General features: G+C 57.2%; 11 protein-coding genes and 1 pseudogene. 4 read left to right on the forward strand and 8 right to left on the reverse strand.

The genetic code is table 11. The annotated features are described in order from the left end of the window. The first annotated feature begins 168 nt into the window (after positions 1-168). Positions 169-993, forward strand: a complete 825-nt coding sequence (gene map, locus NB311A_RS09400; RefSeq protein ID WP_009798292.1) for a type I methionyl aminopeptidase — start codon at positions 169-171, stop codon at positions 991-993. A 384-nt stretch (positions 994-1,377) separates the two neighbouring features. Further along, the gene (radC, locus tag NB311A_RS09405; protein ID WP_009798293.1) at positions 1,378-2,088 is read left to right on the forward strand and encodes a DNA repair protein RadC; all 711 of its coding nucleotides are present in this window, start codon (positions 1,378-1,380) and stop codon (positions 2,086-2,088) included. A gap of 215 nt (positions 2,089-2,303) precedes the next feature. Here the strand turns inward: radC and NB311A_RS22615 are convergent, their stop codons facing one another. The 6 genes and pseudogenes from NB311A_RS22615 to NB311A_RS09425 form a co-directional block, all read right to left on the reverse strand. Then, complete coding sequence (locus NB311A_RS22615; protein WP_116394750.1) at positions 2,304-2,564, reverse strand: transposase; 261 nt, start codon at positions 2,562-2,564, stop codon at positions 2,304-2,306. 48 nt (positions 2,565-2,612) lie between these two features. Next, positions 2,613-3,230, reverse strand: a complete 618-nt coding sequence (locus tag NB311A_RS09410) for a plasmid pRiA4b ORF-3 family protein (protein ID WP_009798294.1) — start codon at positions 3,228-3,230, stop codon at positions 2,613-2,615. Continuing rightward, positions 3,227-3,373: a transposase domain-containing protein gene (locus NB311A_RS23175; protein WP_366071731.1), complete on the reverse strand. Its 147-nt coding sequence runs from the start codon at positions 3,371-3,373 to the stop codon at positions 3,227-3,229. Before NB311A_RS23175 ends, NB311A_RS09410 begins: the two co-directional genes overlap by 4 nt. Further along, a pseudogene (locus NB311A_RS21315) lies at positions 3,360-4,218 on the reverse strand (IS66 family transposase); the annotation flags it as partial. The gene NB311A_RS23175 and the pseudogene NB311A_RS21315, both read right to left, overlap by 14 nt. Positions 4,219-4,252: 34 nt before the next feature. Next, positions 4,253-4,573 (reverse strand): IS66 family insertion sequence element accessory protein TnpB, encoded by a 321-nt coding sequence (gene tnpB / locus NB311A_RS09420; protein ID WP_009798296.1) that lies wholly within the window; start codon positions 4,571-4,573, stop codon positions 4,253-4,255. Continuing rightward, entirely contained in the window at positions 4,570-4,974 is a 405-nt protein-coding gene (locus NB311A_RS09425; RefSeq protein WP_009798297.1) for a transposase, read from the reverse strand. The genes tnpB and NB311A_RS09425 overlap by 4 nt, the downstream gene beginning before the upstream one ends. A 161-nt stretch (positions 4,975-5,135) precedes the next feature. Here NB311A_RS09425 and NB311A_RS09430 point away from each other — a divergent pair, with 161 nt between their 5' ends. After that, positions 5,136-6,581: an IS4 family transposase gene (locus NB311A_RS09430; RefSeq protein WP_009798298.1), complete on the forward strand. Its 1,446-nt coding sequence runs from the start codon at positions 5,136-5,138 to the stop codon at positions 6,579-6,581. A gap of 131 nt (positions 6,582-6,712) precedes the next feature. Next, complete coding sequence (locus NB311A_RS22925; protein WP_256365414.1) at positions 6,713-6,847, forward strand: hypothetical protein; 135 nt, start codon at positions 6,713-6,715, stop codon at positions 6,845-6,847. A 202-nt stretch (positions 6,848-7,049) separates the two neighbouring features. Here the strand turns inward: NB311A_RS22925 and NB311A_RS21100 are convergent, their stop codons facing one another. Beyond that, positions 7,050-9,329, reverse strand: a complete 2,280-nt coding sequence (locus NB311A_RS21100) for a hypothetical protein (RefSeq protein WP_165475248.1) — start codon at positions 9,327-9,329, stop codon at positions 7,050-7,052. 891 nt (positions 9,330-10,220) lie between these two features. Next, on the reverse strand, positions 10,221-12,845 hold the full coding sequence (locus NB311A_RS21110) for an ATP-binding protein (RefSeq protein WP_131522906.1): 2,625 nt from the start codon (positions 12,843-12,845) through the stop codon (positions 10,221-10,223). Positions 12,846-13,015 lie beyond the last annotated feature (170 nt).

Consider the following 13,015-nt stretch of genomic DNA (forward strand, 5'->3'; position numbering starts at 1 on the left):
ACCACGACTGGCGGCGACCCCCAAAGGAAGACTTGGAATCGTCACCTGCCGCGGCGCACCGAAGTGAGCCGTTGATAGCGCCACCTCTAAGCCCCCAGCTTGCGCTGGCAGCGCCATCCATTAGATTAGAAGCAACAACTTCCTTATCATTTGGATTCAGATCACCTGATGAGCTACGTCGAAGCCTCCGAAACTCCCCTGCGAAAGACCGGACAGATCAAACTGCACGGCCCGAGCGGTTTCGCCGGGATGCGCAAGGCCGGCGCTCTGACGGCACGCTGTCTCGACGAACTCGCCGATCTCGTGAAACCAGGCATTCTGACCTCGCAGATCGACGATTTTGTCCGTGAGTTCGCCTTCAGTCATGGTGCTTACCCGGCAACGCTGATGTATCGTGGCTATCGCTACTCGACTTGCACATCGGTCAATCACGTCGTCTGCCATGGGATGCCCGGCGATCGCGTCCTGAGAGAGGGCGATATCGTCAACGTGGACGTCACTTTTATCGTCGATAGCTGGTACGGCGACTCCAGCCGCATGTACCCGGTTGGCCCGATCCCACGCAAGGCTGAACGGCTGATCGAGATAACCTATGAAGCAATGATGCGCGGCATCGCGGCGGTCAAGCCCGGCGCGACGACCGGTGACATCGGTCACGCGATCCAGAGCTTTGTCGAACCCCAGGGCATGAGTGTCGTTCGCGATTTCTGTGGCCACGGACTCGGCCGCATCTTCCACGATGAACCCAACATCATCCATGTCGGCCGCCCCGGCGACGGGGTGCGGCTCAGGCCCGGGATGTTCTTTACCATCGAACCGATGATCAACCTGGGCAAGCCGCATGTGAAAATCCTGTCGGACGGCTGGACCGCGGTCACGCGCGATCGCTCGCTGTCGGCGCAGTTCGAGCATTCGGTTGGCGTGACCCAGACAGGGGTTGAGATCTTCACGCTGTCGCCACGTCAACTCGACAAGCCGGTCTGCGAAGGCTGAACCTCTGGTTCGGAAGCAGATTGCGTTGGATCGCGCACGCTTTCGTCACTCGCGTTCCCGAATTGGGGTTGCAAATGCCACGAGCCACGGCAAGGTTGCGGAAACCAGTGAAGTGAATTTGAGATTCGCGACCCTCTGGCGGCGCGCCCCGGGCGCGAATGTCAAATTCAAAACTCCACTAGCAACTTGTGGTCGTTCGATTCTAGCATCCGCAAGACGTTTCGCTGAAACAGGATGCGAATGTTGGAAAACGGACCGCCAGAGCCTTTCCGCTTCCGATGGAATCGGAAGCGAGGCTCCATGATTTTGATCTGACACGTTTTCTTCGCGCGGACCGGGGTCCACTTCGCTCGAAAACGCTCTAGGAATGGTTCGCTCCATCGAATGCCCGCCAACGCCGACAACCCCGCAGGATTTGCCGAAGCGCCACACTATCACGGCCATCGCGAACGACTGCGCGAGCGCTTCCGCGATGCCGGGCCGGACGCACTCAGCGATTACGAACTGCTCGAAATGGTGCTGTTTCGCGCGTTGCCCCGTCGCGACGTCAAACCGCTGGCCAAGTCCCTGATCGGCAGGTTCGGATCATTCGCCGAGGTGGTTCATGCGCCCGACGCGCGGCTCCGCGAGATCAGCGGGCTCGGCGAGGCCGCGATCATCGAGATCAAGCTGATCGCGGCGAGCGCCAGCCGCGTGGCGAAGGGACAGTTGAAACAGCGGACGATGCTGTCGTCATGGACCGCCGTGATCGACTATTGCTGGACCTCGATGGCGTTCGCCGACAAGGAACAGTTCCGCATCCTGTTCCTCGACAAGCGCAACCAGTTGATCGCCGATGAGGTGCAGCAAGTCGGCACCGTCGATCACACGCCGGTCTATCCGCGCGAAGTCGTCAAGCGCGCGCTCGAACTATCGGCAACCGCGATCATCATGGTCCACAACCACCCTTCCGGCGATCCGACGCCATCGCAAGCCGACATCCAGATGACCAGATCGATTATCGACATTTCATCGCCGCTCGGAATCTCCGTGCATGACCACATCATTGTCGGCAAGAACGGCCACGCGAGTCTGAAAGGGCTGCGGCTGATCTAACGCGATTAGGACACACCACTTGTGGGATGAAGTAAAGCCGGTTCAGAACACGGGAGAGTTCTAGCGTAGAAAAGCGTGCACATAGGCGGGGTGGCTTTGCGCCTCCGATTGTCAGATTACAGTTGCGCTGTCTGTAGGGCGCAGACTGTGGTGCTATCGATGCTGTAGTGCCTGCTGTCCGCCATGATCTCGGCAAGCGTTACTGCCACGGTTTCCTAGACCCCGGCTTCACTCCATCGCCGGAACCGGCGGTAGATGGTGTTCCAACTGCCGAATTTTGGCGAAATGTCTCGCCATGGCACTCCGCATCGAAGCCGCCAGAGGATGCTGTTGATGATTGAGCAGTTCTGTTCTGGCGGTCTGCCGCGACCGCGGTTCTCAGGCTCGATCGGCAATAAGTCCTTCAGAACGCGCCATTCTGCTTCGGTGAGATCACCCCGGCTCCAGCCTGCCTCCAAAAAGCAGCCTTGAATCAATCTCTCCCAACGTAAGCCTCCGGTGAGGACTGCGGCCTCCTCGGATCTTCAGCGTGGCTGACTGCGGCTTTTCTCGAAGCCGGCCTTGCCGAGAGCGCGGCGTCTGGCGAGTTTTTTCATCCGGGTTTGGATTTCGTCTTCAGCAGCATGTGCCGGATCGAACGGACGGCTGTGCCAGCGTTTGAGTTCGCGATGCTCCTCGTGCCTGGGATCGGCGATGGCGTTGAGGAACAATTCGAAGCCGGGGATGCCGCCGACGTCTTCGGGTGGGGCGTGGCCGGCACCGTCGATGTAACGGGGATACTCGACAGAGGGATCGGCGTCGGCGATTGCCTCGATCGTGATCGTGTGCCGCCAGTCGTCGCCGAAGTCGTAGGTGTAGGCCAATTGCGTGATGCTGCGATCGACCAGCGTTCCGAGCCGTATGGTCTTTGCCGAGTAGGTTTTGTCGCGCAGGCTATCCCATTCGGGATCAGGGATGGCGTATCGCTTTCCGTCGGCTCGGAACTCGAACAGGTGATAGTCGTCGAACAGCATGGCCGCCTGGATGACATCGTGCAAGGCCTTGAGCGTTGCCGTTAGCGGCACCTCGACGCGCCGCCAGATGGCGGGCTGCCAGTCATCGAGCTGGATCCTGATGCGGGCGATGCGATCGGCGTGGCTCATGCCGCCAATCTTGCAGATTGCGCCTTCCAGTTCCACGGCAAGAGTTCCGCCAGCCGGCTCTGCGGCGTGTCGGCGATGCGGGCGAGCACGTCGGCGAGCCAGGCCTGCGGATCGACATTATTGAGCTTCGCGGTGCCGACCAGCGTGAGCGGCCGGCGGTGATGTCCCGCCGAAGGGCCGGTCGTCCGCGGACATAGACCCAGGCGCGGCCGGTGTCGGTCTTGCCCTTCGCCAGGATCGGCACCGTGGTGTCGTCGCCGTGAAGGCGCTCTGCCGAGAGCAACACATAGGCCTCGATCAGCGCATGCAGCGGACGCAGCACCGCCGCGCATGTGCCGACCTGATCGGCCAGCGTCGACAGGCCGAGATCAATGCCCTCGCGGGCATAACGCTCGCTCTGCCGGTTCAGCGGCTGATGCTGGCCGAACTTCTCGAACAGGATCATCGCCAGCAGGTTCGGGCCGGCGAAGCCGCGAGGCGTCACATGGAATGGCGCCGGCGGCTGGGTGATCGTCTCGCACTGGCGGCACGAGAACTTCTCACGCACCGTCTGGATGACCTTCCATTGGCGCGGGATCAGCTCCAGCGTCTCGGTCACGTCCTCGCCCAGCTTCGACAGCCTGGTCGAGCCGCAGCAGGGACAACTCTCGGGCGCGGCGATCACGACGCGTTCGCGCGGCAGATGCTCCGGGAACGGCTTGCGCGACGGGCGCCGGCGCTCGAACGAGCGAACCGTCGTGGCACGCGACGCGTGCTCCGCCGCCAGTTCGTCCTCGGTTGCGTTCGCCTCCAGATCTTCGAGCTGAAGCTCCATCTGTTCGAGCAGTCTGGCCTTGCGTTCCGAACGGCTGCCGTAGAACTCGCGCCGGAGCTTCTCGATCTCCAGCTTCAGCCGGGCAATCAGGGCCTCGGTCCCGGAGCTGACCGCCGCCGCGCGGGCGGCAGGCGCTTCGGCCTCGACGCGTGCGGCGCGCTCCGCGAGGATCATCGCATGCGCGGCGGCGAGGTCGGAAGGGAGCGATTCAGCGTCGGGCATACGGCGATGGAATCATATCCACCGCCATGTGCAAGGCCAAAGTCCTCAGCCGGTCGCCGTCGGCCGGCGATGGCCAGATGAAGCGGCCGCGCTCGAGCTTCTTTGAGAACAGACAGGCGCCCTGGCCGTCGTGCCACAGAACCTTGATCAGATCGCCGCGGCGGCCGCGGAAGACGAACAGGTGGCCGCTATGCGGATCGCGCCTCAGCATCTCCTGCACCACCAGGGCCAGGCCCGGGAAGCCCTTCCTCATGTCGGTGTGGCCGGTCGCCAGCCACACCCGCACGCCGCTCGGAACCGGAATCATCGGGACCCGAGCGCATCCAGCACGCGCCGCAGCGCCTCGGCATCCACGTCGCGATCGACGCGGACACGGCGCCCGCCACCGAGATCGATCTCGATCATGCCGCTCTTGCGGCGACGTCGGCCGGCAGACGCCGATGGTCCCGGCGCCTCAACGGCGGGCGGGATGGCAGCAGCAGGAACGATCTCCATCGGGACCAATCCCGACGAACCGACATCGACCCGATCGCACAGGTCCTTGCGCCACCGGAACAGCTGGCTGACCTGAATGCCCGCCGATCGCGCGACTCCCGACACCGACACACCAGGCTCAAGCGACGCCGCGACCAGGCGCTCCTTCTCCTCACGCGACCAGCGCCGGCGTCTCTCGATCGACGTGATCACCTCCACCCGCGGCATCGTCATAGGGCTACTCCTAGGATTATCCCTAGGACTTCCGACGTTCGTCCTCAGCCCGCAAGGCGGCCTTCACCGGCTTTCAATTACCCACATCTCGTACGTAGGATTTGCACCTGTTGAATTGTCTGTGATTCTGTCTGTGACGCCGATTCGCGGAGGCGTCACAGATGAGCGGAGACACGGGAGCCGGTGCTGCAGGCTGGCATGACGATGAAGTCGTTTCGGCAGGGCTGCCGGACAAGCGACTTGCGCGCCGATTTGGCCGCCTGCTTGATCAGATGTCGGCGGCACCCGGCCAACCCGTCCCGGCCGCGTGCGGCGACTGGGCGGCGACAAAGGCGGCCTATCGCTTCTTCGACAACCCACGTGTTACCGAGCACGGGATGCTGGCCGGCCATTTTGCCGCGACCGCCATGCGCTGCGCGGCGAGCGAAGGACCAATCCTCATTCTGCAGGGTACCACCGAGTTCATCTACAGCCGTGCGCAGCCGGGTAAGATCGGCTTCACCAAGACCGTCAACGCCGGACGTTATAAGGCGGGTCAGCCCAACGTGGTGACCTTGTGTGGGGTGCTGATGCATTCGAGCCTGGCTGTAACCCTCGGTGGCACGCCGCTCGGGCTGACGGCAGCGAAGTTCTGGACACGCACGAAGTTCAAGGGGACCTGGACGCTCAAGCGGCACGTGAACCCCACGCGCGTGCCGATCGAGACGAAGGAAAGCTATCGCTGGCTGGAGAACCTGCGCCAGTCGATGGCGCTCGTGGGCACGCCGGAGCGCTGCGTGCATGTGGCCGACCGCGAGAGCGACATCTACGAGCTCTTTTGCCTGGCGCAGGATCTTGGCACGCGCTTTCTGGTGCGAGTGCAGACCAATCGGTTGGCCGCCGCGCCCGCCGACGCAGAGCCACGGGATGGAGCTCATCGGGTCTTTGCCCAGCTCTCGGCTGCGCCTTGGGCGGGACGCCATTACGTCGCGATCGGACAGGATGAGACGGCGTGCGTGCACGTGAAGTTCGCCGCCATCCAAACCCTGCCGCCCGTCGGCAAGCAGAAGCGATACAGTCCTCAGCTTCTCACCTACATCCAAGCCCTTGAGATCGATCCGCCGGCGAACCGTCCGCCGATCGACTGGAAGCTGGTGACCAATCTGCCGGTCGGAGATTTCGCCATCGCCATCGAGAAGCTCGAATGGTACGCCTTGCGCTGGAAAGCGGAGGTGTTTCACAAGGTACTGAAGTCTGGCTGTCGCGCGGAAGAGGCGAGGCTTGAGACCGCCGAGCGGCTGGCCAAGTTCCTCGCCCTCATCGCGATGGTCAGCTGGCGCATCTTCTTCCTCACCATGTCCGCACGAGCAAAGCCCGAGGTTGCGCCGGAGACAGTCCTCACCCCGACCGAAATCGCGACGCTTGATGCCATCGACGCGGCGCGGGCCAAGCCGCGCATCTTGCGCAAGACCCTCGCCACCTATTTGCTCCAGATCGCCATGCTCGGCGGCTATCTCGCACGCAACCACGATCCGCCGCCAGGAAACATGGTCGTCTGGCGAGGCCTAACACGCCTCAATGACATCGTCTTCGGCCTCTCAATCGGAACTCGTCGACGATATGGGTAATTGAAAGCTTCACCGGAGGGGTACCTCCCAACGGCGCCAACCGCGTTCCGAGTCGATGTCGCTTATTCTGCCAAAACAGCCCGGTTAATCGAATGCTGAATGAAAATGAGGGTGCCAGGTGGTTGCCGACCATGATTAAGACCGTGCTGGGCGTGATGCTCGTCGTCGGCCCATTAGCTCTTGCACTGCTGCGCAGACACATTCGCATTGAGGTCGCGAAAGGGCCTGACGCCCTCTATCGCAAACGCATCGCGGCTAATCGGTAACAACAAAGCGCGCGCCATATTGGCGAACTATTTGTCCACGCCGCCTAGTAAGTCGTGTTTGAGGATTTCTTCGCGTACCAGAAACGAATCTCATCCCCAGCCGGTCTGGTTCCTACATATACAGCTTTCACACCTGAACTGTCGCCGAAGCGACGGTCTTTGTACTTGCTCAACGTAACGTGGAACACGAGCTGACGATCGATTAGAGGTAATGCCCGGTCCAGCCAGTCTTGCGACGCCCATAAAATCTCACCATTTTCGTTTCGATGACTGCCCCGGTTGTCGTCCGGGTCAGGTATCCATCCCCCCCCCACACCTGACTCCGCATAGCTAGTTCGTTGTGAGAGGTTATCCACTCCCGAAAATCCTTGTCCGGTATGAGCCCAAATGCCTTGAGAAGTTTGACGCCAAGACGTGGTCGCGACGCCACGCCGTCAGTCGCGATTTTCTCGCGTGAATCTACCCCAATGCTGTAATTTTCCAAAACCCACACAACTGGCTCAAAGGGCGATGCCTGTCTGTATGGGTCGTCAAAGCCGTCATGAAGAAACAGCGGTAGCCAGAGATCGTGGTCCGCTCTTCTAACGAATTTCTGGCAAAGTCCCACGATCCCACGGGGTTTTCCTAACGCCGTTTCAATACGAACATAAACTCCGTCCGGGGACTTCCACTGTCCATAAATCGGCAACATCGCGGATTCCGCAATATTCAAAATTCCTAAGCTCTCGAAAATCACTGGAGTCGGAATTAGTGATTCGACATTCTTGACTCGTGGTCCCAACAGACTCCTTCCGCAAACCTCAGGCTCTTGATCTTTGTGATCGCTGAGCCAAGAACCATCTTTAAACGTAACGTCATAGTCGTTGAGCCACAGCTCAAAGGGCGACGCAGGATCTTCATCATAGCTTTGACGCGCCACCGGATGCGATTGCCGCAACGTAGTTGCTGCGCTTAGCAATGCGTGCTTTTGAACATGCTCACGATAATATTCGTATCTGTCAGTTCGTTCTTTTCGATAACGATCATGCCCAGGAAATGCATCCATATTTGTAGCGCTCGGCCAGATCCGCTGAATTTCATGAGCGATAGCATCGACGCATTGACCGTCTGAAATATGAAATACTCTCGCAAGATGCGAAATCTCTGACTTGTTGAATTCATAATCGAAACTGAAACCAGATTTGGCAGGAACGTGCTTCGGCCAAGAGCCTTTAACAACTGCGATTCCCTTTGGATCGACTTCAACTTCTTGCGCTAAATTTGCGATGTCGGCTGCCTCGCAGCCAATATTTCGCAAGCATCGCAGGATGTGTCGCTTATTAAGGATGTGAACGTCATTTCGCGCAGCCAGTTGGAAAAGTCGAGGTTTCAACGGGGCCAGCTTTGCCCCGTGAATCAATGCGGCACGGGCCAGCCCCATCAGAAGCCATTGCTGTGAATTCTGAAATGAGAGGTTATAGCTTTCTGTTTTGAGTGCCGGCACCTCTCTGCGATCGAACTGCGCGAGAAGTGCATTCAAATCGTCGATTAAACCCAATGAAACAAAGAGCGGCAATGCGCGCGCAATGCTCCACTTTATGTAAGCATCGTCATCCCCTAAAAGATGCCAGATTATTCCGACGAGAAGCTCTCGCTCATCTGAAATTTTGAAATCGGGCTTGTACGCACCTTCTCCAATCTGATCGGCCAAGCCTGCGGCCGGCCCAGACAGAAAGTTTTCGAGGGCATCGCGCGAAGCGCTATGCGACGTTTGGTGAGACAGTACCGTGGCAAGCTGCAACCACTGTTCACCATTCAATTCCAATCGTTCAGTCGAAATTGTATCTAGGACGTGGTTCAAGACGAAGCTTTCGTCACCACAAAGATCGCTGAGTTGCTTTATCTCGCGGCTCACACTGCCGTAAGAAATGCTGAAGAGTTCAGATCCTTTCGATTTGAATAAGTGTGAAACAACGTTTTTTTGCTCTGCCGCAATATATGCTGATGAACCAGACCATTCCGAAACACAATCTTGAATGTGATCGATAGCTTGGTCGAACGAGACGTTATTGGCCTCAGCCAAAGCAAGCAAGTGATCGAGCCGTTTCGCGTAGGGGCAAGCTGCACGAATTGTAGAGAAGAAGTCCCGTCTCACATAAAATGGAAGTGACTTAACGGCATCTATTTCGTTGAGCGCTTCGTCAATAGACGCCGCTGATCCTGGGTCACACTTAGAAATCAGAGCCTTGACAAAAGCGTCTGGGTCTTGTTCTTTTTTCTTGCTTTCAATGCTCGCAGGCGAACTCGGTCCTGATGACGAGCGCGAATTATACTCGTGCCTTTTCCGTTCTGCTTCCTCAAGTAATTGCTTTGCCGTGCTGACATCGCCGTCGCCCACGACGGCTGGATTTTTTTCGGCAACATTCAATATGCCTTGCCAGACAGAGGACCAGCCGCCATCCGAGTGCTCGGCAATTAATTTTCCAAATACAGCCTCTTCCAAATACAGCCTCGAATATTGTCCTTTGCTCACCGACGTTGCGCGCTTGTGGAAGAATCGATGATAGTCCGTCACCAACGCTCCACTCGTGCCAGCCATGGTCTTTGCAAATGCCCAACAGCACCGCAGCGCGTAACGGCGAAAGATGCTTCTCGGCAGAAAGATATGAAGCGAGCTGAGGCAGTCCGAGAGAATAGCTCGCAACGTCTTCGTCATTCCACCGTATAAGCTTGGTTGCGGCTGTCGTTCCTATGGATTTAGCGCAAGCTATGCCGAAAAGATTCCAGCCAAACTTATGTGAATCATGAGCAAAAATAGTCTGGCATAGGTTCATCAGCCTATGCCCCAACTCGGGCCGGATGCACCCGCCAGGTTGGCCCGCTGCGTAATGCAGTATCGCGTAAATCAAGTCGTAATCGCCGCTGCCGAGCTTATCCAGTTCCGCCAATCCGTTGCGATAATATAGGCGCGCTTCGGGAACGCTCATTTCCAGCAATGCCTCGGCCAAAGAAGCGTAATCGTCGCCACGCTGATCGGTCTGATCGTCTTTGCGAATCTCATCGACCATCGATTGCGCAAACGCACCGGCGCGAGAGTGAAGATGACCTTTTGCTGCTAGCAACGAGAGCACATACGCTTTCTCGCTCAGCAAAAAACCTGGCCGAGAAATCACATCAATAACCGCGACCGCATCGCTGTCTGAAATAGCCGACGCGTGTTGAAGAAGCAGTCTTGCAAATCCAAGCCCCACGGTCTTAGCAAGCATCTTTTCAGGCTCTTCGAACCCGCGTGGCACCGTCTTTGATACAAAGGAGGCCCAATTACCGAGAAACGCGCTCACGCCCTTATCAGCGACGCGAGCACACATGCTGGCCTGAATTGGCTCAATAATTTTCAGAACCGTCTCGATCCCGACGGCAATTTCCTGACATTCGCGGCTATCAAAGCGGCCTTCGAGCTGGCCGCAAATGCTGCAAGCTCGGCCAAGACGCTCAATCCCGTTGCGCACTCATATTGCCGAGCAAGTTTGACCGCTTGCCGCGCGACCGGAATTGCTAATCCCCGGCCCCATTGATGCAAATTTCCATCAACAGGTTTAAAATCTTTCTGAACGATCTTCAGAAATACAATGGAAGCAAAGTCGTCGTGGGCTGGACCGGTCCTCTCGTGAGGAAGTTCGCGCTCATCTCTCTCTTTGCGCGCGTTCCAGTTTATCCAGTCGATCGCACGGCCACAGTGAATTTCAGCCTCTTCCATCTCATTCGAGAAAGCATGGGCGATTGTTAGCCGTGCATCACGAGCGCCGCGCCACCCGGATCGGTCGCTGAATAAGCGTCGATAGGCGTCCCGATCGCCCAGAGTCGCTGCCAATGCGGGCGACTTGCGTATGAACTCATCGCCACGACTGTTTGCCGCGACCACTTGAGCCAAACGCATGGTGATGCCGAGCGCATGGTTGAGATCGCCGTCTTTAACCGCCAATTTAAACGCGGCATTGAATCGTGCTAGTGTCAAACGCCGCCGTCCGAAGTCCGACTGAATTGAAGTCGGAAACTGCGTCGAATCCGCCAAAGCATAAGCCCGAGCACCGTCCTTGATTGCTACCAAGAACCCAGGCAGAGCCTCCGCTGCATATTGCGACGATACCTGTGCGTCATGGAGACGCTGCGCTATGGCTTGTTGAGAAGCCGTGTCGTTAGAATACGTATCACGGACATAAGTTTCTGTTGGTTCATCGCGGAAAATCGCGCCGTGCGTGGGAACGATCTCGAGCATCGGAGCCAGATCAGAAGCCGCGCTCACCACTTGCGATATCAACCACCCTAAGGCGGTTGCCAGTTCGTCCAAAGGCATGGGCGGCGGCAATAAAGAAATAGCGGAGAAGAACTCCCGAACATCCGAATCTAGCCACCCAGCGATTCGAAGATCGGAGAAGATCTTGTTGCACTTCTCCGAGATGAGTTTATCAACGGTGATTTCGGCTTTGTCTGGATTTCCCGCTACGTTCGTACCCCAAGTATCAACCAAATAAGCCAACACCCGCGCGTTGCCGCTAGATCGTGAAAACGCGGTCGCAAATTCAGCGCTCGTGATATTTTCGCGGCGTGAAGCCAGATATAATTCTGCTTCTTTCTGCGTAAACGGACGAAGCGGAAACGGTACAACTGTTGATCGATCGACAACGCGAGCCATTCGATGTGTACGGGCCGTCAGAACAAGCTTTACTCCCTCGACGCTGTTTTCGCTGAGTGACGCCAGAAGAAGCTTTGGAAATGAATCGTCCTTACGGTCGTCAGCTTCGATTTGCGCATTGTCTGCCGCATCGATGATTATCATTATGCCCTTTCGCTTCGATTGGACTTTCAGCGTCTCAACGGCCTGAGTAAGGCGGCGGCGTAGTGCATTTATCAACGCAAGGGATTCTGCGTCGCCAGGAAGCAACGGGTCGCACAGCCCTCTTGAAGCCAACTCGTTGGCGATTTGTACGTATCCCACTCGCGGTAAATGACGCTCTTGGTCCTGTGATCGATAAGCGCCCCCACCAAAGCAATCGAACACGACGACCTCGTACGCTTCCGATTGAGCGGCAGCGAGACTGCCAATAAAAACTGTTTTACCCACTCCCCCGTCGGCATGAATGAAGACCGGCTCTTTTTTAGTTTTGATCAAATTTATCGCATCGTCCAACTGTTCGCGTAGAACAATTTCTCCTACGTCAATGAATCGAGTATCTGCCGGGAATAGATCTTCCTCTTCGCGCCCCAATGCGACGAGTACGTCCTCTCGTTTTATGAGGTTGTTGTTCTTGTTTTTTAGACCAGCCTTCTCGCGGACGACTTCGACTACCTCAAAAAGCCGAGACTTGCTGCGCAGCTCATTTCCGGCAGACCAGTCAGCCATGGTGCGTCTCAAGTTACTATTCAAAAGTGGAAGCGTTTCCTCCGAAGCGCGAAATTCGCACCGACTGAATAGCCGTTGTGCATCTACCTTCTTCTTTGCGCAGAGACCTTTTAAATAGTCATGTTGAGTTAGAGCCTCGCCTTTGGCAGGCGTTACACCCGATTTCAGACCGGCTATCGCTGCCCATAGATCCGGCGAGAACTCTGCGTTCGTGACAAACGAAAAAGTCAACTTCTTGTCGACATCAGCCGAAGATATCGTCTTTTCATATCCCACAATCGTGTCGGCAAACTTTTCAATTGTCTTACGAAGATATGAGGCCGTCACCAAACCGGCTATTGTTCTGTATTTGAATTGCGCGGTCTGTACAGCTTCCGAGGTGGCAAAGTTGTCGCCATCTCCGTAGTAGAGAACGAGATCTGCCACGTCTTCGGCTTCTGCGCCGGGATTGGCAGTTTCGGTCTTCGATAGTCCTTCAATAGCAATCGCTTTTAAGCGGTCACTTGGGAAGACCAGTTGCATGGCTCGCCGTGCTGCCCAGCGCTCATGAAACGTGTGTCCCGCGCGGGAGGCGCTCACGATATCTACGGTTGGATTTTTCGGAGCCTTTTTAGCCATGATCAGAGCATTAAAGAGTTTTGGAACGATCCCTAGCGCAAGTCCGGGGCTTGCCCCATCATCGTTCGCCCGGGTGTAGTAAACTGTTTCACTATTATTTGGCCGTAGAAGAATACGTGTCCACTCCTCTGCTCACCTCATCCTAACTGAAAGTCATCCAGCGCTATCGC

The sequence above is a fragment of the Nitrobacter sp. Nb-311A genome (assembly GCF_000152905.1).
Classification (GTDB): Bacteria; Pseudomonadota; Alphaproteobacteria; order Rhizobiales; family Xanthobacteraceae; genus Nitrobacter.